The following is a 20,194-nucleotide window of genomic DNA, read 5'->3' on the forward strand; positions in this document are numbered from 1 at the left end:
TTTCAACAAAACTACCTATAAAACTACACCTTTACACCATTAGGGAACAAAAAATATAATTTTTTAACATTTCTTTCACTATTTCTGCACAAATTCTCCATACAAAAAAAAGAACCCGCCGCAGCGAGTTCTTTTTTTATTATTCTAATTAAACTTGTACAGGAGCTGGCTTTTCATAACGTAAAACTGGTTTACGTGCAGCCATCGTTTCGTCTAAACGTTTAATGACTGTTGTATGAGGTGCTTCTTGTACAACTTCTGGATTTTCTTCTACTTCTTTAGCAATTTGAATCATCTTATCAATGAAACCGTCTAAAGTTTCTTTTGATTCTGTTTCTGTCGGCTCAATCATAATACATTCTTCCACATTTAATGGGAAGTAAATTGTTGGTGGATGGTAACCGAAATCAAGCAGGCGTTTTGCGATATCTAATGTACGTACACCAAGTTTCTTTTGACGACGACCTGATAATACAAACTCATGCTTACAATGTCTATCGAACGGAAGATCATAGAATGGTGCTAATCTTCTCATCATATAGTTCGCATTTAATACCGCATACTCCGTTACTGCACGTAGTCCATCTGGACCCATAGAACGAATGTATGTGTATGCACGAACGTTAATTCCGAAGTTACCGTAGAATGGTTTTACACGCCCAATTGCTTCTGGACGATCATAGTTAAAGCGATAGCCATCTTCCGTTTTCTCTAAAATTGGTTTTGGTAAGTACGGAATTAAATCAGCTTTCACACCTACTGGACCAGAACCTGGGCCACCGCCGCCGTGAGGACCTGTAAATGTTTTATGAAGGTTTAAATGCACAACGTCAAATCCCATATCTCCTGGGCGCGCTTGGCTTAATACCGCATTTAAGTTTGCACCATCATAGTATAATTTACCGCCTGCGTTATGGACGATTTCTGCCATTTCTAAAATATTTTCTTCGAATAAACCTAATGTATTAGGGTTTGTTAACATAAGTGCTGCTGTTTCTTCATTTACAACACGTTTTAAGTCTTCTAAGTCAACAAGACCATGTTCATTTGATTTTACCGTAATTGTTTCAAAACCAGCTACAGTTGCAGATGCTGGATTCGTTCCGTGAGCAGAGTCAGGAACAATTACTTTCGTACGGTTAAAGTCACCATTTGCTTCATGGTATGCACGAATTAACATTAAGCCTGTCCATTCTCCGTGTGCACCAGCTGCTGGTTGTAATGTAACAGTATCCATACCTGTAATTTCAATTAAATGCTCTTGTAAATCGTACATTAATTCCATTGCACCTTGTACCGTCTTTTCGTCTTGCAACGGATGAATATTTGCAAATCCTGCGAAACGAGCTACACTCTCATTAATTTTCGGATTATATTTCATCGTACAAGATCCAAGTGGATAGAAGCCAGAATCAACACCGTGGTTACGGTTTGAAAGTGCTGTATAGTGGCGCATAATATCAAGTTCAGATACTTCTGGTAGCTCTGCATCTTCTACTCGAATATAATCGCTCTCAAACACATCTTCTAGTTTCACTTCTTCTACATCTAATTTTGGTAAGCTATATCCTATGCGTCCTTCTTTACTCACTTCAAAGATAAGTGCTTGGTCTTGGTTCTTCATTGGATAGCCCCCATTTCGTTTACAAGTGTGTCAATTTCCTCTTTTGTACGAAGCTCAGTTACTGCTACAAGCATATGGTTCTCATGCTCTTTATAATCACGGCCTAGATCGTAACCGCCGATAATATTCTTTTGTAATAATGCATCGTTTACTTCTTTCACTGGGCGCTTGCAATCTACAACAAACTCATTGAAGAATGGTCCAGCAAATGTAACTGTGAAGCCTTTGGCTTCAAATTGACGTTTTGCGTATTGCGCTTTAGAAATGTTTTGACGCGCCATTTCTTTCACACCTTGTTTACCAAGTGCTGTCATTGCAACAGAAGCTGCTAATGCATTTAACGCTTGGTTTGAACAAATGTTAGACGTCGCTTTATCACGACGAATATGCTGTTCACGTGCTTGTAACGTTAATACAAATCCACGTTTACCATCTGAATCTACAGTTTGTCCAACAAGACGTCCTGGAATTTTACGCATAAATGCTTTCGTTGTTGCAAAGTAACCACAGTGCGGTCCACCAAACTGCGTTGGAATACCGAATGGTTGTGCATCACCGATTACAATATCAGCACCAAATTTCCCTGGTGGTGTTAATGCGCCTAATGATAATGGATTTGAAGAAACGATAAATAATGATTTTTGTTGATGAACGATTTTTTCAATATCAGCTAATTTTTCAACTTGTCCAAAGAAGTTTGGATATTGAACGATTACACAAGCAACTGTATCATCTACTTCACTTTGTAATACGTCTAAATCTGTTATACCATCTTTATGATTAATTTCAACAACTTCAAGATGTTGACCTTTTGCATACGTTTCAAGTACTGCTCTTGATTCTGGGTGCACTGCACTAGATACAAGAATTTTCTTTTTACGAGTATGGCCAGCCGCTAGCATTGCCGCTTCAGCTAAAGCTGTACCTCCGTCGTACATAGAAGAGTTTGCTACATCCATTCCTGTTAATTCACAAATCATTGTTTGGAATTCAAAGATCGCTTGTAATTCCCCTTGTGAAATTTCTGGTTGGTATGGCGTGTAAGCTGTATAAAATTCTGAGCGAGAGATAACATGATCTACAATTACTGGAGCGTAATGATCGTATACGCCTGCTCCTAAGAAAGAAGCGTATTCTTTTAAGTTCGCATTTTTACTAGCCATTTGAGATAACTCTTTTAAAAGCTCTGGCTCTGATTTTGCTTCTTTAATTTTTAAATCCCCTTTAAAACGAACACTCTCTGGAATATCAGAGAATAACTCATCGATCGTTTGAACGCCGATCGTTTGTAACATTTCTTTTTTGTCTTCTTCTGTCATTGGAAGATAACGATGCAACATGAAATCTACCCCTCTCCCCGTTACTTTGAACGTTTATAAAATGGTGTTGGAACAACTACTGCTTTGACGCGTTTATTACGAATTTCAATTTCTACTTCTGTATCAACTGCTGCGTATTTTACATCAATTAGTGCTAAACCAATGCTTTTCTTTAACGTTGGAGATTGTGTACCACTCGTTACTTCCCCAATTTTTTCTTCTCCAATAAATACAGGGTAATGCGTACGAGGAATTCCACGTTCAATTACTTCGATGCCGACTAATTTGCGAGGTGCACCGTTTTCTTTTTGCTCTTTTAACGTTGCTTTTCCAAAGAAGTCTGCTTCTTTATTTGGTTTTACCGCAAAGCCAATTCCAGCTTCAATCGGTGTAATATCTTTTGATAATTCTTGACCATAAAGTGGTAATGTTGCTTCGAAGCGAAGTGTATCACGAGCACCTAAACCACATGGTTTTAAGCCCTCTTCTGCTCCAACTTCAAGAAGTTTCTCCCAAAGTTTTGCAGCATCTTCACTCTTACAGTAAATTTCAAATCCATCTTCACCTGTATAACCTGTACGAGATACAAGTGCTGGAATTCCATCTACAAGAATATCGTTTTTAAATTTAAAGAACTTAATTTCTTTCAAATCTTCTGACACAACTTTTTGTAAAATGCCTTCTGCTTTTGGTCCTTGAATTGCAAGCTGTGCAACTTCACTAGAAACATTGACTACTGTCGCATCGCCAATTACATGGCTCGCTAACCATTCGTAATCTTTCTCGATATTTGATGCGTTGATAACTAATAAATAGTCTTCTTCACCACGTTTGTAGATTAATAAATCATCTACTGTACCACCATTTTCGTAGCACATTGCTGTATATTGTGCGCCCCCTACCTTTAAGGTAGAAACGTCATTTGTAACAACACGTTGTAAAAATGCTAAACTATCTACACCTTTTACCTCAACTTCTCCCATATGAGACACATCGAACAAACCTGCCGCTGTACGTACAGCTTCATGTTCTTCTTTAATGCTTGAAAATTGAACTGGTAACTCCCAACCACCGAAGTCGATTGTTTTCCCACCATACTTCGCGTATACATCAAATAACGGTGTACGTTGTAATGTAATCATGCTCTCTCCCCCTTATGCTCTGACAAATCAATAAAAGTTGTTTCCCTTATCTAAACATTTTCACTCTGAAAAGATAGGATATACGGAATCTCATTATATTTTTTTATGAAAGCGTAAATAAAAAATCACTTTCTTGGATAAAATACGAAAGATTCCACACATTTCACACCATTATCCTAACATTATTCGCTATATTTCATCAATATTCTAGCATAAAAAATAATTTAGAATTTTTTATGCTTAATCTTATTACATACAGTTTTTAAGATTTAGTCCTTTATCTTTACTTATTGTTTACCTTTCAGTAAGTGTAATAGTGCCTTATTACAAGGCTTATATATTAAAGATTTTTTCATAATTACTTTAGTTTATAAAAGGTGGGAGAGTCGTAATGAATGTCGATATTTCCATAGATCGAACGTGGCAAAACAATTTTTTAAATAGAATTGACGAAGATGGTCCTTGGACAAACTGGGATTTATATCATTTAGCTTATGAAACAGAAAAATCGTTACTTGTCCCTACTTTTGATGGATTACAAGCACCGAAACATTTATCTCATTTCACACCACTTCCTCATCAATTAGAAGTCGCTCAAAATGTTATTGAACAAATGAATGGTAAAGCGATTCTAGCAGATGAAGTAGGACTTGGAAAAACAATTGAAGCTGGACTTATTTTAAAAGAATATATGGTCCGCGGTCTTGTGAAAAAAGTACTTATACTCGTCCCAGCCTCTCTCGTATCACAATGGGCATACGAATTAAATACAAAGTTTTTCATTCCAGCAGTAGCCCAAAAGAAAAGCTACTCGTGGGAACAAGCCGATGTGATTGTATCATCAATTGATACTGCAAAACGTTCACCACATCGTGATATCGTTTTGAACTTAGAATATGACCTTATTATTATCGATGAAGCACATAAACTTAAAAATAATAAAACAAAAAACTATGAATTTGCACAGCGATTAAAAAAGAAATTTTGTTTATTATTAACCGCTACTCCTGTCCAAAATAAGATTGATGAAATTTTCAACCTCGTTTCTTTATTAAAACCAGGACACTTAGGCAATCAATCCAATTTTGAAGAATATTATGCTTCAAAAAATCGTTCAGCCGAATCTGATGAAGATTTAAAAGCTCTTATTAACAAAGTAATGGTCCGAAATCGGCGTCATAATACCGGGATAGATTGGCCAAAGAGACATGTACGTACGATTTTTGTCGAGTTTAATGAAGAAGAGCAAGCTTTGTATAACAATATTGAAAATTGGCGAGGACAAGACGCCTTCACATCGGCTTTCTCATCGTTAACTTTAAAACGGGAAGCGTGTAGTAGTCGTGAGGCCGTTTACTATTCATTAAAAAAACATGTAGAAAAACGACAGAAGGAAAATGAACATTACGTAAAAGATCCGCATATCGATGTGCTAATGGAGAAAATTAATCATATTCCTTTTAACTCAAAAGCAAATAAAGCGCTAGAGCTTATAAAAGAAATTGATGATAAAGTCGTCATCTTCACAGAATATCGAGCGTCACAAATGTACTTACAATGGTTTTTACAACAACACGGTATTTCTTCCGTCCCATTCCGCGGCGGATTTAAACGCGGGAAGAAAGATTGGATGAAGGAACTTTTCCAAAATCATGCGCAAGTGCTAATCGCAACGGAAGCTGGTGGTGAAGGAATTAACTTACAGTTTTGTAGCCATATGATCAATTATGATTTGCCATGGAACCCAATGCGTCTTGAACAAAGAATCGGACGTATTCACCGTCTTGGTCAAAAGAATGATGTTCATATTTATAACTTAGCTACAAAGCACACTGTTGAAGAACATATTTTGAAACTGTTATATGAAAAAATTAATTTATTTGAGCGTGTGATCGGTGAACTTGATGAAATTTTAACGAGAATTAATATGAAAAACATCGATGCACACATTCAAGAAATATTTACGCAGTCAAAAAGCGAAGGAGAAATCCGAATTAAGATGGAAAACTTAACATCTATTATCGACTTTGCGAAACGAAATGAAGCTGAGGTGCAAGGCTATGCAGCAACATGAAATTCATAATTACTTATACAATTTTTTTGAGGCGAATAACTGTGAAATTTTAGAACGTTCTCCTCATCTATTGGATGTGCAATTAACAATTGAGATGGATAAATTATTAATGAACCGTCCTTTTTATTGGCACTATCTTGAAAAAACAGGAGGCGTACCGAATCCGATGCGCCTTACTCTTATTACAAATCCAGAAAATGAAGAAGACGATGGCGAGCTTATTCACTATGGTTCACCACGCCTTCATCAAATTTTCCAAACAACAAAAGAATTAGGCTCTTACATACGTTTATATGAAGAAGTACGGCATAGCGGAGCAACGCATACACCGCTCCATCCGTGGCTCGGTGTAAATATAAAAGTTTCCTATCAATGTGATCGAAAAAAAGATATTCTTCACTCGATTGGCATTCATCTTATTTCTGGCACAATGATTGCAAACTTTCATGAAACATTAACTAAAATTAAACTTACACCGAAAATACCTGATTTTTGTTTTACGCTCTCGCCTATTATTAAACCGCAAAGTGGTTTACAACGTATAGAGGATGCTTTAAAAAATATTATTGCAGAAGATGACCATACGTGGGCGAAAGAAGCAAGAGTGCGCTGGAATCACGATTTGGACCTTTTAAATCGTTTTTATGAAGAAAGTGATGAACTTCCTGAAAGCTATGAAATTGAAAAACAAGCACTGCAAGAACAATATGAACCCCGCATTACAGTGCAAATTATTAACGGTGGACTCTTTTATGTTACCGCGAATCATTTTCTAACTTAAAAAGCCCCTTCATTTTTTTGAAGGAGCTTTTTTGAATTATCCTCTATCGCCATTACGCTCTTGTTGTTTTTGCTTTGCCATACGTTTTTGATACGCACGATCCTTTGCACTCACATGATTTGCATCAGTTGGAAGATTTTCTTTTGAACGGCCAATTCCATTACTCATCTTTTCCACTCCTTCTTATGTCTTTCAAAATACACCCTTATTTTCAGCTAGAGATACAATCCTTATACAAAAAATAAGAGCAGCCATTGGCTCCTCTTACTCGCTCACGTATTTTTGAAACATATCATGGATGCCTTTATTTACTAGGTTCGAGATCTGCTCGTCAGATTTATTCGGATAACGATCACGCAATCTGATAGATGCCTTCACCATTAAATTTTCTAATACAGAACGGCCGCCTTCTCCATAAATAATTTCAGCATATTCAACAAGCCTTCCATCCTCTACTGTTGCTGGATTATGATTGAAGAAAAATTTACTCATTGTCTCCACCTCTCTCTTTTGATAACGTTTACATTTATATAAATTATTTATGTTATTTATTTCACAATATTGTATGCATGTATATTTAATTAGTTTCATTATAAAGCAACATATCGATAGTAAATATGTGATTTTCCGTCCATTTTGTGAACAAACTAAAAATGAAAGCGTTTCCTTTATTATATACTAAAAAAACTTACTACGCTAGGGGTATTTTTTCAATCTACTACTTCCTCAAAAAGTGATATATTTTTCCTTTTCCTATTAAACCTTATACAATTTTCAGAAATTATATTATAAAATATATGTATGACTTAAGGAGGATTTGTATGAATCAAAATAAAAAAGCTATATTAGATCTTGTCTTTTATCTCGTAATCCCATTCCTCATTTGGAAATTTGCAAAACCTTATATCGATCCTTATTACGCGATGTTACTTTCCTCTGTTCCAGGGATTATTTATACACTGTATACCTTTAAAAAAGAAAGACAGTTTAACGTAACAGGGTTCTTTATTTTAATTACACTCATTTCTAATACAACGGTAGATCTATTATCCGGATCAGCTGAACGAATGTTGTGGAACGATGCGTATTATCACATCGTACTCGGCATTATCGTCATATGTACAATTTTTATAAAAAAACCACTTATGTTATATTTCGCAGCAGATATTGCTGCACTGCAAGGCCATGACCGTGATAAAAGTCGTGAACTGTATCGTGATAGTCGTATCTATCCAGCATTGCAATATTTAACGCTATTTTTCGGTCTACAATTCATATTAAAAAGCTTCTTAAAGATTTATTTCATCTCTGTTTTCGGTGTAGATGGCTACGGTGAAATGAGAGCGATAATGACGGCTGTTGGATGGGGCATTTCCATTTGTATCGGAATAGGGTTCGTATGGGTGAACAATAAAATACATGCCGTTACAGAAGAAAAGGAATCTGTGCAGTAAATAAAAAATCCCCTAGTAGTATGATGCTACTAGGGGATTTTCACTTTGCTACACATATTACGAAATCGTTAACTTGATTTTTTTCTTTTATTTTTTACGTTTCGATAAAACAAAGCAGCACTAAGCGGCATAACACCAAACCACTTATTCATAAATGGCTCCTTTTCAGCACGGCGTTGTTCTTTCTTTTGTTTACGATCTTCTTTTGGAGCATCCATATACGACACAAACTGCTGCGTCACAAAGCGAACATAATCATTAGTAGACATATTATCATCACCTCTACTTGATTAGTATGTCCACTTTTTTATCCATTAATCTTTTCTTTTAATTCATTCATAATTTGCTTTACAGACTTATTCGTCGTATCGATATGAATATGAGCCTCTTCATAATAAGCTCGGCGCGATTCGAATTTCATTACAAATGCATCTATATCTTTCTTCTGAAATAGTGGACGTGTCGTATCTTCACGAAGCCTCTCTGCAATTATGTGTGGATCACAATATAAATACACGACAGTGCCATTTTCCTTCATCCACTTTCGGTTTTCCTCTCGCTCAATGATTCCGCCGCCAGTTGTAATGATTACATTTTCAACAGGTAGTGCACGTAACATCTCACTTTCATATTCCCGAAAAGCCATTTCACCTTCTTCAGCAAAAATATCACGAATCTCCTTCTCTTGCTTCTCTTCAATTTTTTGATCTGTATCTATAACATCCATATGAAGTTCTTTACTTAATGCTTTTCCAATTGTTGTTTTCCCAGCTCCCATATAGCCGGTTATGTATATAGATTTCATGTTCGTTCCTCTCAATCATCCGTTATTATTTGTTATTATAACGAAAGATTACACTATTTAATAAAAAAACGTCTTGTTCCCATTATGCAATGAAGAACAAAACGTCACATACATGCTTTTACTTATAAGTACCTCTTCTCACCCACTGCGTTGCAATCCATTTCTCACCTTTCGTTACAGGTGCCCCTCCGTGTAACGTAAGCTCATTTAATGATTGGTCTTGATAAAAATACTCAAAGTATACTGCCATTCCCTTTCTAGGATGCACAGAAAGATTTAATTTCGGAAAGAATGTTTCTCCGCCTTCTTCTACATCATTTAAATACATGACAAGCGTACTAATACGATTATTAGCGGCTGATCTACTATGTTCCGCAAAATAATCATAGTGTGCTTTATATTGTTGATCCACTTCATAATTTAAAATGTGTAATCCTTCTCCATGCGAAACAGGAACATTCATGATAGATGAAATTCGTTTTTCAATCTTCGCAGTAAGTTCATTATCATCTAAAAATGCACCACTACTCGTTCGAATATCATTTACATCACGTGATGAACCAACTTTAGAACGTGCTAATTTATTTTTAGACAATTCGATTAATTCGTCACACTCTTCATCACTTAATACATTTCCTAACACGACAATAAGAGGTTCTTCAAATTTTGAAATAATTTGTATTTCCCTATCTTCTGTCATAATTGCATTTCCTTTATGATCAAAAATAGTTTGCTCCTTATTTTCACCTATTTGATTGTTGTTTGTCATTTCCCTATTCTCCCTAAAAATAATGATTGGATAGCATGAATATATCATATTCTTTCTACCTTTCTCTTTTTTGAGAAAATTTAAACTTTTAATTGTTTTATTTATCCATTCCCTTTTAAAAAACAGCCAATTTTCAAATGATAAATCATGGTTTTTTATCCATATATTTCACATACTATCCTTCTATCCAATCGAATATTTTCTCATCCTTTTTTCTATACCGAAAGCTTACTTTATAGAATACTTCTTGTTTGATTTTGCACTGTAACGAAACGAGAATAACGTCGTTTTCAAATACGTAATTTCCACTCGCTTCGCCCTTTTCATATGAAAAGAAAAAAGTATCTTCCTTTTCTTTTTGCAGTAAGTCTTTTTTTATATTTGTAATAGATTGATTTAGTATTTCCTCCAGTACAAACTTTTGCTCTATTTCAATATAAAATCTTTTATCTATAAGCAACATATTCGTTTCGTATATAAAGAACGAAGTTAATAATATAAGAAAAATGATTGTTCCTGGCATCGTAAATCCATCTTGTTTTATCATACATGTATTCCCATTTCGCTATACCTTATAGCTACACCTTCATATATTTTCCCGCTCCTATCTTTCACATTGATAAAGAGCAAATGAGGTGTTACTTCATACGAAACCATTTCAACATTTTGTAATATAACTTCTCTTCCGCGCATGTTCACTTTTCTTATAAGGTGATTATTCAATTTTTCATACGTCACTTCATCTCCAGTGCGAAGACGGAAGCGCAACATACTCTCTCTATTTTCAGGAACTATTTTTTCCACAAATGATACTTCACGAAACTCTAACTGTACTTGTCCTACAAATAGATACAACCGTTTTCTTTGCTTTTATACCATTGTAAATACCCTATTAAATCAGCGTTCTTTCTTATTTCCTTTTCTTAATGTTTTCTATCTTTTTCTATAAAGCGGGGCAAAGGTGGGGCATTACTAAAAAATGGGGCAAAAGAGCTGGATTTATATTCAGCTCTTTTTTATTAAATTGAAGAACAAAAAATAAAACTATATCAAATCACACTTTTAAAATATTGTATAAGTTGGTATGATTTACTTAATTTAAGGGGGATTATTATATGAAGGTTTTCCAATCGATATTTAGAGGATTTCGTTTGATCGCTAGGATTGTTAATCCAATACTAAAGGCTTTATCTAAAAGTAAATTTTAATTACATAAAAATAAAAAAGAGCCAAATCATAAAGGATAGGCTTTTTTTGCACCTTCAAAAAGAACGTACGTTTGTGTATAATAAGGCTAAATAGCATGAATCGGGGGATTATTATGGATAATACAAATTGGGGAACACCGAAACTGAAAGGGCGTGGCATGGTAAAATGGAGACCATTTGCTTCACTTCCAGAACAGTACATAGGAATTAATGAGATGCTTAACGATTTAAATAAAGTTTCCAAACCAATCGTTAGCGAAGATATGCGTGAACAGATTGAACGAGGACTTCTTTATTCGATGCAAAATAAACAGGAAATATTAATTTCATATTACCGTGACGGAATAGTTCATCACATGTACATAAATGTATCGCATATTGATCCGATGACAAAAACTGTGTATTGTACGGATGCATTTGGACTCGAAACGGAATTTAAATTTGATGAATTGGTAAGTATTAATTAAAACAAACGTCAGTTCCTATGATAAGAACGTAAAAACGGGATAGTATTCACTAATATATTCCAATATGATAAAAGAGTAAGGAGAGATGAATATGGAAAAAGATATAGTAAGGAGAAACCAAGCTGGAGCTATTATTTATGATAATATCAATGACTTTCAGTATTTGAACATACCTATGATTCTTAAAGAAGAGGATGCAACAGTATATGAAGTTCTTAGTGTTGGTACTGCTGGAAAGGACGACGTTGCAGCGGTTTCGATGGATAGGATTACAATGTCAAGGACCGTTATATCGGTAGCGACGATTAAAAATAATGACGGTAGTGTTCAAGCATATCGTTTGCCAATGGAACTAGAAGAATGGGTTCAGCATTGTATGAATGCAGCACTAGAAGGGTACAAACTATACCCGTGCAAAGTAGCATTTGGAATCATTGATAATAAGTATTACGTTGAATTCAAATAAAAAAAGCCGCCCAACTGATGTGCACCCCAATTGTTAGACACAATTAACAATTGGAGGTGTATTTTGAATGAGTCCAGTACAATACCGGACTCAAATCCAATCAGTCGCTTAACTTCTTTGTCTAACTTTTTGGGGTCAGTTCAAACAGGACGGCTCTTGTTTTTTTACTTCACATACACATAGGCTTCACTTGCTGTGATATAGTATGTTTTACCTTTGCTATTGTGTACTTTGTATTGCGGGGATCCATTGACGTTTATTTTCGCATCAATTGTAAATCCTAATCCTGCATCTACAGAACCAGCCACATCTTTATCCTGCCAAGATGGAGTATCATAGAATCGTAGGTTATTAACTTTAGAAACAACGCGCTTACCTACGATAGAAGAATCTACTGTGCTTTTCTTACTAAACTTCACATAAGATGGATCGTTCTTAATCCATTGTTCACCGCCAAGGTTTAACCAGCCATCTTTTTCGCCCCATACAATGTAAGCTTCTGGCTTGTTTAACTGGCGAATCTTAGAATAGCTTGTACCAGGTCCTTTACGTAAGTTCACATTGTAACCTTCAATATAAGCAATACCATCTGTTACAGCCGTTGGAACTTCTGCTGGTTTAGATGGCTTATCAGGAACAGAAACATCCACACTAGAATTATTGTATGCTCGTTGTACATCAGCTCGGAATTGAGCTTCTGACACGCCATGAGATTTTAAGTAATCAAGTGGGTCTTCATGATCTGTACCACCAAGATATTTCGTCACATCGTAGTGAGTCCACAGTCCTTTTTCTACTGATATTCCACGGTCACGAAGGATTTTAGCCAATAACTTAACGTACTTATCATAGCTTCGTTTGAATTTCTCATAATCTCTTGTTTCGCATAATTCTACGTGAACAAATCGTTTATTTGCTCCTGGTCCTGCGCCATAGGCAATGTATTTCGTATCAGCAATTTGGATTGTTTCATTCCAATCAACTGCATAATGCACGAATGCTGAACGCCACGTACGAGACTCATACTTTTGAATATTAATAGCTGGCGCTTCAGGAGTTGCTGTAGAATGTGCTACAACGCCCTCATAAGCACCTACACCATTACGGTATGGTTGTTTCGGTAAATCAGGAATAATCAGTGTTCTATCAGCAAAAGCACTTGTTGCAACGGATAAAGCAAAAATAACAGCAAAGAGTACAGAAGAAATATGTTTTAATGTTTTTTTCATTTTATATCAGCATCCTTTTTCATAATTTTTGTGTGGTCAAATAATCCACTTGCTGATAGACCAATGATGATTCCTTGAAATACATTTGTTTTGATATCTCCGTCCAAAAATAAAACGCCTAGCACAATGCCAAGCGTTAAATTCAATAACGGAATATATTTTGTTTGTAATCCAATTGTTTTTACGATTTGTGAAAGACCAACTACAATTCCAATCATTACAGCTAAACTAACCATTACATACCACCTCCTTTCATTAAGAAAGTGAGAATACCGCCGACAATTCCACCGACAATAAGTCGCAAAATCCATGTGGTATTGGCGCTGATTTTATCTAACTGTTTGTTGATATTGATAATGTCTTTCTCGTTACCGGTTGTTCGCATTTCCAAGCTTTTAATTTCTAAACGAATGTCCTTGATATCTTGCTTGATTTCTTGAACATCGCTTCTTACTTCTTGTAATCCTTCCACTTTGACCACTCCTTTTTAGGCAATAAAAAAAGACCAGCTTATGGCTGCTCTGGTTTCTTATCAATTAAATTTTGAACTAACAATTGTTCTAACACTTCAATTCTACGGTTCATTTGTTTATTCTCTTCTTTTAGCTCTTCAATTTCAGCATCTTTAGCAAGTTTCTCTTCTTGAAATGCTTTTATTTGAATTGCTAAAGAAGAATATATTTCAGCTGCATTTTTTTCTTTTGTAACAAAACACCCAGGAGTATTTTTATCATCTGCAATCCACCCATAGTGAGTTTCTATATCGTTTGTTGTAAGAATTGGATTCCCTTCAACACGATTCATACGCTTCTCATATAAGTCTTCTATATCTGTTTTCAAGTTATATTGTTGAATTTTGAGCGCCATAATTTTTTCTATTGCATCAAACTGTACATCGCGAATATTTGTTTTGTACTCGCGTTTCGATGCTGTTTGAAATGAAGATGCTGTAACAGCATTAAAAGCGTTTCCTGTTCCATCTTTAACTTGAAGTGTTTTGTATCCATCAACGTTACCATTACGCAAAGTTACTGTTTGGAAGCGAAGATCAGTTTCAGCGTTGGGCGTTGCAACTATATCAAGCATATTTTTACCCTTTAAGTTGAAAACAATAGAAGACTGACAGTCCATCCATACAGATTTGGCCCCGCCTTTTAATGTGACTCCGTCTGTTGCTTCTGCCCAGAACGAACCACCTTTCGCATAATGTCCTATACCTTTACCAGAGTTAATAGTTACATTCCCATTCATTCCGGCACTAAGATTCAAATCACCTGATCTTTTGAAAGCAACTGAGCTTACAAAATAAGGGTCTCCGTTAGAATCTTTTCCGTTTATTATTCCTAAAAATCCTTGTGTTGACTGTTTACTTAGGACAACCGAACCGTCTTGAAAACTAGAATCTCCGCCCAATACAACTGTTGGTTGAATTTGACCTGCGCGATCATTATAGTACCCAAGGTAAACCCTACATAAAGCCGACTCCATTAAACGGATAAATTGCTTTTGAATATGAACGTAGTTCGAACTATTGTCTGTTCGTATTGTAGTCCCTTTAAGTTCCTGCGCTTCTAGATACTTTGCTATAGTTGTTCCATCTAACTCTATTTTACCCGCTTGAATTTTAATAGTTTCTGCTGTTTGATTGATAGCTGAAATGATATCGCCTTTTTTCACAGTACTAAGGATATTGGTCTCAGTAATGTGAATACGTCCTTCTAAATCTCTTACATAGGAATCCTTAGCAAATTGTCCATCTGCTTGTATCCTCGTATATACTTCTGTCCTTTTCGCTGCGGCATTGATACCCTGTTCATTAATAGTGAAACGGTTATCAATCATAGTCATTTTCTGATTAAATTGCTCAGTTGCAAGTTTATTAGCTAATTCATCTAATAAAACTTCTTTATTTTGATCAACAGTCTGCTTCAACTCAGGTATCTTAAACCCAGCAACATAGTCCTCTACTTGTTTTAGCTCGACTTTTGCATTGATTGCGGTTGCCTGTTGTTCAAGTTTCGTATTAGCTTCAGTAAGCTTCTTCCCTTGATCTGATACTACATTATTTAAATTACTAACTGTGGAAGATAATCCACTTGCTGTTTGTTCCACTGTAGACATACGCTTTTCAAATCCAACTTGGCTGTTTTGAACATTTGTTACAGTGGTTTTTACGCCATCCACACTTTTTTCAATCTCGGTTGTTTTTTTGGTGAATTCATCGGTTGTCACTTGATCTTCTGCCGCTGGTTTATAGTCTGTTGCTTTATTTCCAATTTCAATTTGCCATTCTTTTAATTCAATCATGCCTTTAACATTACGTAATAGCGTTTGCGGAGAGAAAACTTCAATTGCTTTATCTTTAAGATTGTGAGTAGCAGAATATGTTTTCCATTCTTGGTTTGCGTTAACATTACTTTCACAACGCACACTAGGCCATAGTTGTTCACCATCTTTATACTTTACCCACACTTCTGCCCCAGCCCATGGATTCGGCGTTCCCTTTTCATATCCAATAGTTCTAGCTTTAAAACTAATAGTAAACTGTTGCCCTTGTAGCATCGATAAACCATCCGGCACAATTTTAAATGTCTTATTTACTATATTAGACACTGTTGTTCCTGTGTCAGATTTAAGTGTACCACCTGTACTTAACAGAATGTTACGTCCACCAATCTTCATATCATCAAACTTTTTCTCTACGCTAGTCAACTTTTCGGTGATTTTCCCTGCTTGTTCTTTAATTTCAGTTGTTGTTTGCTTTAGTTCACCTGTTGTTTGTTGCACGTCAGAAATAGTCTTTTTTGTGCCTTCCACAGTTTGCTCTACTGCATTTAATTTATTGCTAATATCATTATCTTTTTTCGTTAACGATTCAATAGAAGTTTTAAATCCATCTGCGGTTTGCTCTGATTTTGTTACACGTTCAGTAAGCTTTCCTTGTTCGTTTTGAACATTGGAAACAGTAGTATTAATCCCCTTAATAGTAGTCTCAATTTCTACTGTCTTTTTAGTGAAATCGGTCGTTGTCACTTGGTCTTCTGGCGCTGGTATCCATGCAGTTGATATTGTGCCAATTTCTAATTTAAGCTTTTCAATTAATACATCCCCTGTGAAATCACGTGCTAAAGCGTAAACTGAAATCTCTTTAATAGGTTTATCCATTACTACAGCACTCGCTGTGAATCTTTCCTGGTTATACTGTTTACCTAGTGTTAGGCGGTTTTCTATGCGACAACTCAGATAATGAAATGTATTATCTGTAAAAGTAATCTTCACTTCGAAACCAGCCCATTTATTTGTTGTACCCCATGCGGTAACTTTGCCTGTAAATAGGAAGCTCATAGCAATATTCTTACCCTGCATTAAAGTAATTGCATCATTGGCTACACCGAAATAAGTATACGGCTTATTTTCTCCAGTCTTCACTGAGTGCGATTTAGTAGCCGTTTCTAACAATAGATTTCGGACACCAATTTCTGTATTGTCAACTTGTGTTTTAAGCTCAGAAAGCGTCTGCTTCGTTCCATCTGCCGTTGACTTAATCTCATTCGTTTTCGTCTCAAGTTGTGACAAGCCATCATTCGTTTTCTTTAACTCTGATTTCTCAGCTTTCTGTGTAAGAGCTTCATTTGTTTGACTAATAGATGTGTTAATATTTTGGAACTTCTGTACGTTCCCTTGCTTATCAGTTTCATAGGTTTGTTTACCTATAAAACCATCTTTAATTTCATCTTTTGTATATACACCAGATTTATCAGCCTTATCTTTTAATTCGTTGTCAATCCATTCTTGGTCAACTTTGTTTTCTATTTCCTTTGATACATCAGCAATTTGTCCAGCTATTTCTTGTGCTTCACGTTCCACAGCTTGAACCTTTTGATTTAATTCTGTTTTTGCGGACTCAATATCTTTATTGACCTGTTCAAGTGTCTCTTTCTTGACCGATTCCACATCAGGAACTACCGGGTCCCAAATACCATCTTTCCAGAGCTTTAAAATGCCCGGCTTACCATTAGAAATATCTAACCACAATGTTTTTCTATCTTTAAGCCCTGTTGTTGGTGGATACTTAGATTCAATGATTTCAACGGTATTATTTTTAATATTCTCCTGCACTTTTTCAGCCAGTGTTTTTGCTGCTTCTGACTCCTTCTTTGCATTACTAGCCGTTTCATTGGCTTCTTTCACTAATTTATCTAGCTGATCTATCATTTCTTGTTTATTGCCTAGCGAACTAAGGATACGATTGTAAATCTTTCTTAATTCCTCATTCGGATCAATAATTTCATGATAATCCCCAAATACATATTTATCTTGCAATGGATTTTTATATGATTCATCACCAGCAATCGCCCTTGCTTCTAGATACAATTTAGGTGTAAATCCTGTATCTTTTATTCGGATTGTATCTCCATCATTAATTAACTCATGATTAAGTCCGAATACACGACCGATTGATTGTGCTTCAACTTCATAAAAAACAGAAGAATTCACACGTTTTTTTAACTCTGTATTCATAAGAGTCATTAAACGTTTTGCATCCATGTCTTCGTTTTCTGTCTCGGGACTATAGAATCCAAATTTATGTTGCCCTTTCTCATTCCACCTTTGAAATGCATCGCTGTCCACAAGATAAGGGACACCACCATTTATTTCTGCAATAGTAACAAACTCTCCACCTTCTTTTTTTACAAAACCTAGTAAGGCTGTACAAATGTTTTGAGAGTTTTCAATCCTTTTAATCCCCAACAAATCTTTACCAAGGGTTATTTCTTTTCCTGTTTCTCGACCACGCTTCTTTACCATATCTACATAACGCCCGACGATTTGAGAGCCTACAACTTCAGCACGGTATTGTATTTCTAGTTCGAATAATGATGCTATCTTTTTTAGAAAGCTTAATGGATCAATAAATTCATCAATAGTCATAGAACGGAAACCAGCATATTCTAAATTTCCTTTTTTCCACTTCGTACCTGCAAGAGCTATATCCATCATTTCTATTACTGTCTTACCTTCTAATTTTTGCGGAGGGATAATTCCAGCTTTAGCAAGTTGAATCCATTCACCAGATGCATAAGCGATTACTGACCTATCATCAGAATTCTTTTCAATTTCAGTAATTACATAAGGAACGATACGACCATCTCGCACTTCTTTTAACACTAGGTTTTGCTGCATAAGTGTGGATGAATGCCTTGTATTATCAAATACATGAAACTCTAATGTATCGATGTTATTCTTGATTTCCCAATGTCTTTTATCATCCCAATAATCTATAGGCTGAATAGATGCTACAATTTGTTCTGTTTTAAAATCAACAACATGCAATTCACCACTTGGCGTTTTCATCTATATCTCTCCCTGTAACTGATTGTAGCTGCAACATCTGGTGGCATAATATCAATACGATTATCTCCACGTATGATTTTAGGAAACTCGCTGAATATATCTTTAATATTGATAGCGTCTTTCCCATTAATCGTAACAAGACTTCTTTCTGTATCAATTATCACTTTGTCTCCTGCATCGAAAATATAAGGCTTTGTATTAGAAGGAACTTTATTTATTTTCCAAATCTTTAAATCATCTATTTGTATTACATCAACAGGTTGGTTGTTATCCCACTTACATACCGCAATCATAACTTGTGCAATTTTTCGGTTAGTCATCGGATTTCCCGTTTCATCGATCCAACGCTCAACAATTGAAGCATCATCGATTTCTGTCCCATCTCTGAAACGAGCTACATAAACAGTCCACTCTTTACCTCGTCTCGCAATACGTAACCTACCGTAAAATTGATTAAATGTATTAGGGTGCGCTCCACTTGTGTCTACTAGTTTTCGTATACTATTGGGTGTTCCGGCATTTCCAATTCGCATGTAAGCTTTTGTGATTTCAGCATCCCAATATAAATCGCTCATGTTGATTCGTGCGACAATATTACTTGCATCATCCAAAAGCAATACCTCGACACGCCCCATTTCCCCAATACTTTTAGATTTCAAACGCATCCATGCTTCCATTTCGAAATCTTGAATAGGGCCGCCTGGAATGTTTTTCTTAGCTATTGCTCCGTGGAATCCTTTCTCTTGTCCGTAATCTTCACAATATAATGCGTAACCATCCCTTGATTTAAAACTACCTGTACCTTTCATTTCTTCAACTTGTCCCGTAACAGGTGTCCACCCTATAGGTGAAGCCATTTCATCCCATAACACACGCTCACGCTCTTGTACCGTTGTTTCCTCCACAGTAAGGGGATAACCAATACGGAAATAGTTTCGTTCTGAAGGATATTTACCAAACCATACATCTAAAAAGGTGCTTGGTTTTTTTACAGTCATTTCAATTAATGCTGGAGCTTCTACGCTTCCTTTATTCGTGAAATAAGAAGTAATCTCAGTAGACCAACTTTGTTTGAAAGTGTGAGTCTGTACTTTCCCTAATTTATAAGGCATCGGACAAATAAATTTAATTGTACCAATTCCAAGTGTTGCAAATTCATCTGGATCAAAGCTATCATCTACAACAGCTAAATATGTTCTATTTGGTTCTACATCGAAAGTAAGCTCTGTTGGTTGATCAGTAATTAACCAATCTGCAATTTCTTCTTTTATGATTTCTAAATCAGATCCATCAGGAACGATAATTCCTACAGGAATAGATAAAACACGCATTTCCGTTTGTGTGTTTAATAGCCTTGCACCTGGATAACCAGGAACACTTAAAAAATTCCTTTTTAATGGCGCCCAAGTTGGTCTTTTCCATCCTTTTGCAATTTGAATAAAATCTTTTCGCTCGTTATTAAATGTAAAAGAACTCATGTTGACACCTCATTTCTTTATAA

At 35.7% G+C, this 20,194-nt stretch carries 21 protein-coding genes; 6 read left to right on the forward strand and 15 right to left on the reverse strand.

All coding sequences use genetic code 11. The features are described 5' to 3' along the window. Nucleotides 1-148: 148 nt before the first annotated feature. The 3 genes from gcvPB to gcvT are packed head-to-tail and all read right to left on the reverse strand — an operon-like array spanning nt 149 to nt 4,085. Nucleotides 149-1,624, reverse strand: a complete 1,476-nt coding sequence (gcvPB, locus tag EKQ63_RS22435) for an aminomethyl-transferring glycine dehydrogenase subunit 2 (protein ID WP_000795696.1) — start codon at nt 1,622-1,624, stop codon at nt 149-151. Then, the gene (gcvPA, locus tag EKQ63_RS22440) at nt 1,621-2,964 is read right to left on the reverse strand and encodes an aminomethyl-transferring glycine dehydrogenase subunit 1 (protein WP_143881501.1); all 1,344 of its coding nucleotides are present in this window, start codon (nt 2,962-2,964) and stop codon (nt 1,621-1,623) included. Before gcvPA ends, gcvPB begins: the two co-directional genes overlap by 4 nt. 20 nt (nt 2,965-2,984) lie before the next feature. Next, nucleotides 2,985-4,085, reverse strand: coding sequence for a glycine cleavage system aminomethyltransferase GcvT (gcvT, locus tag EKQ63_RS22445; protein WP_000631771.1), 1,101 nt, complete (start codon nt 4,083-4,085; stop codon nt 2,985-2,987). A 391-nt stretch (nt 4,086-4,476) separates the two neighbouring features. Between gcvT and EKQ63_RS22450 the strand changes: the two genes are divergently transcribed. Both EKQ63_RS22450 and EKQ63_RS22455 read left to right on the forward strand, forming a co-directional pair. Beyond that, on the forward strand, nt 4,477-6,159 hold the full coding sequence (locus tag EKQ63_RS22450) for a DEAD/DEAH box helicase (RefSeq protein WP_087954306.1): 1,683 nt from the start codon (nt 4,477-4,479) through the stop codon (nt 6,157-6,159). Continuing rightward, entirely contained in the window at nt 6,146-6,940 is a 795-nt protein-coding gene (locus tag EKQ63_RS22455; RefSeq protein ID WP_088326711.1) for a YqhG family protein, read from the forward strand. Before EKQ63_RS22450 ends, EKQ63_RS22455 begins: the two co-directional genes overlap by 14 nt. Before the next feature lie 36 nt (nt 6,941-6,976). Here the strand turns inward: EKQ63_RS22455 and EKQ63_RS30510 are convergent, their stop codons facing one another. Beyond that, nucleotides 6,977-7,108 carry a hypothetical protein gene (locus tag EKQ63_RS30510; protein ID WP_000064669.1) on the reverse strand — a complete coding sequence of 44 codons (132 nt, stop codon included), beginning with the start codon at nt 7,106-7,108 and terminating at the stop codon, nt 6,977-6,979. A 96-nt stretch (nt 7,109-7,204) separates the two neighbouring features. Further along, the gene (locus EKQ63_RS22460) at nt 7,205-7,432 is read right to left on the reverse strand and encodes a hypothetical protein (RefSeq protein WP_000032699.1); all 228 of its coding nucleotides are present in this window, start codon (nt 7,430-7,432) and stop codon (nt 7,205-7,207) included. A 73-nt stretch (nt 7,433-7,505) separates the two neighbouring features. Between EKQ63_RS22460 and EKQ63_RS22465 the strand changes: the two genes are divergently transcribed. Next, nucleotides 7,506-7,622, forward strand: a complete 117-nt coding sequence (locus EKQ63_RS22465; protein WP_003279814.1) for a hypothetical protein — start codon at nt 7,506-7,508, stop codon at nt 7,620-7,622. Nucleotides 7,623-7,761: 139 nt separating this feature from the next. Further along, a complete protein-coding gene (locus tag EKQ63_RS22470) occupies nt 7,762-8,394 on the forward strand; it encodes a VC0807 family protein (protein ID WP_087954304.1) in 633 nt (210 codons plus the stop codon). Between the two features lie 68 nt (nt 8,395-8,462). Here the strand turns inward: EKQ63_RS22470 and EKQ63_RS22475 are convergent, their stop codons facing one another. The 5 genes from EKQ63_RS22475 to EKQ63_RS22495 all read right to left on the reverse strand — a co-directional run bounded on the left by EKQ63_RS22475 (nt 8,463) and on the right by EKQ63_RS22495 (nt 10,823). Beyond that, the gene (locus EKQ63_RS22475) at nt 8,463-8,663 is read right to left on the reverse strand and encodes a YqzE family protein (protein WP_000106081.1); all 201 of its coding nucleotides are present in this window, start codon (nt 8,661-8,663) and stop codon (nt 8,463-8,465) included. 38 nt (nt 8,664-8,701) lie between these two features. After that, on the reverse strand, nt 8,702-9,199 hold the full coding sequence (aroK, locus tag EKQ63_RS22480) for a shikimate kinase AroK (RefSeq protein WP_088326713.1): 498 nt from the start codon (nt 9,197-9,199) through the stop codon (nt 8,702-8,704). A gap of 118 nt (nt 9,200-9,317) precedes the next feature. Further along, the gene (locus tag EKQ63_RS22485) at nt 9,318-9,968 is read right to left on the reverse strand and encodes a 2OG-Fe(II) oxygenase (protein WP_142385804.1); all 651 of its coding nucleotides are present in this window, start codon (nt 9,966-9,968) and stop codon (nt 9,318-9,320) included. Between the two features lie 175 nt (nt 9,969-10,143). Beyond that, complete coding sequence (gene comGG, locus EKQ63_RS22490) at nt 10,144-10,515, reverse strand: competence type IV pilus minor pilin ComGG (protein ID WP_087954301.1); 372 nt, start codon at nt 10,513-10,515, stop codon at nt 10,144-10,146. Continuing rightward, the gene (locus tag EKQ63_RS22495; RefSeq protein WP_143881502.1) at nt 10,512-10,823 is read right to left on the reverse strand and encodes a ComGF family competence protein; all 312 of its coding nucleotides are present in this window, start codon (nt 10,821-10,823) and stop codon (nt 10,512-10,514) included. The genes comGG and EKQ63_RS22495 overlap by 4 nt, the downstream gene beginning before the upstream one ends. 466 nt (nt 10,824-11,289) lie before the next feature. On the opposite strand from EKQ63_RS22495, the gene EKQ63_RS22500 reads away from it, so the two are divergent. Together EKQ63_RS22500 and EKQ63_RS22505 are read left to right on the forward strand one after the other, a co-directional pair. Then, nucleotides 11,290-11,643 (forward strand): YolD-like family protein, encoded by a 354-nt coding sequence (locus EKQ63_RS22500; RefSeq protein WP_143881503.1) that lies wholly within the window; start codon nt 11,290-11,292, stop codon nt 11,641-11,643. A 91-nt stretch (nt 11,644-11,734) separates the two neighbouring features. Next, nucleotides 11,735-12,109 (forward strand): hypothetical protein, encoded by a 375-nt coding sequence (locus EKQ63_RS22505; protein ID WP_143881504.1) that lies wholly within the window; start codon nt 11,735-11,737, stop codon nt 12,107-12,109. 164 nt (nt 12,110-12,273) lie between these two features. Here EKQ63_RS22505 and EKQ63_RS22510 read toward each other — a convergent pair whose 3' ends face one another. From EKQ63_RS22510 to EKQ63_RS22530, 5 genes are read right to left on the reverse strand one after another with little or no spacing between them, the layout of a single operon-like run. Continuing rightward, nucleotides 12,274-13,338 carry an N-acetylmuramoyl-L-alanine amidase gene (locus EKQ63_RS22510; protein ID WP_143881505.1) on the reverse strand — a complete coding sequence of 355 codons (1,065 nt, stop codon included), beginning with the start codon at nt 13,336-13,338 and terminating at the stop codon, nt 12,274-12,276. Next, complete coding sequence (locus tag EKQ63_RS22515; RefSeq protein WP_123805348.1) at nt 13,335-13,574, reverse strand: holin; 240 nt, start codon at nt 13,572-13,574, stop codon at nt 13,335-13,337. The genes EKQ63_RS22510 and EKQ63_RS22515 overlap by 4 nt, the downstream gene beginning before the upstream one ends. Then, nucleotides 13,574-13,810 carry a hemolysin XhlA family protein gene (locus EKQ63_RS22520; protein ID WP_000398738.1) on the reverse strand — a complete coding sequence of 79 codons (237 nt, stop codon included), beginning with the start codon at nt 13,808-13,810 and terminating at the stop codon, nt 13,574-13,576. Before EKQ63_RS22520 ends, EKQ63_RS22515 begins: the two co-directional genes overlap by 1 nt. A 38-nt stretch (nt 13,811-13,848) precedes the next feature. Beyond that, entirely contained in the window at nt 13,849-18,693 is a 4,845-nt protein-coding gene (locus EKQ63_RS22525) for a phage tail spike protein (RefSeq protein ID WP_143881506.1), read from the reverse strand. Beyond that, nucleotides 18,690-20,171 carry a distal tail protein Dit gene (locus tag EKQ63_RS22530; RefSeq protein ID WP_143881507.1) on the reverse strand — a complete coding sequence of 494 codons (1,482 nt, stop codon included), beginning with the start codon at nt 20,169-20,171 and terminating at the stop codon, nt 18,690-18,692. Before EKQ63_RS22530 ends, EKQ63_RS22525 begins: the two co-directional genes overlap by 4 nt. Between the last annotated feature and the right edge of the window lie 23 nt (nt 20,172-20,194).

It is taken from the genome of Bacillus sp. BD59S (assembly GCF_007363175.1).
In the GTDB taxonomy this organism is placed as follows: domain Bacteria; phylum Bacillota; class Bacilli; order Bacillales; family Bacillaceae_G; genus Bacillus_A; species Bacillus_A pacificus.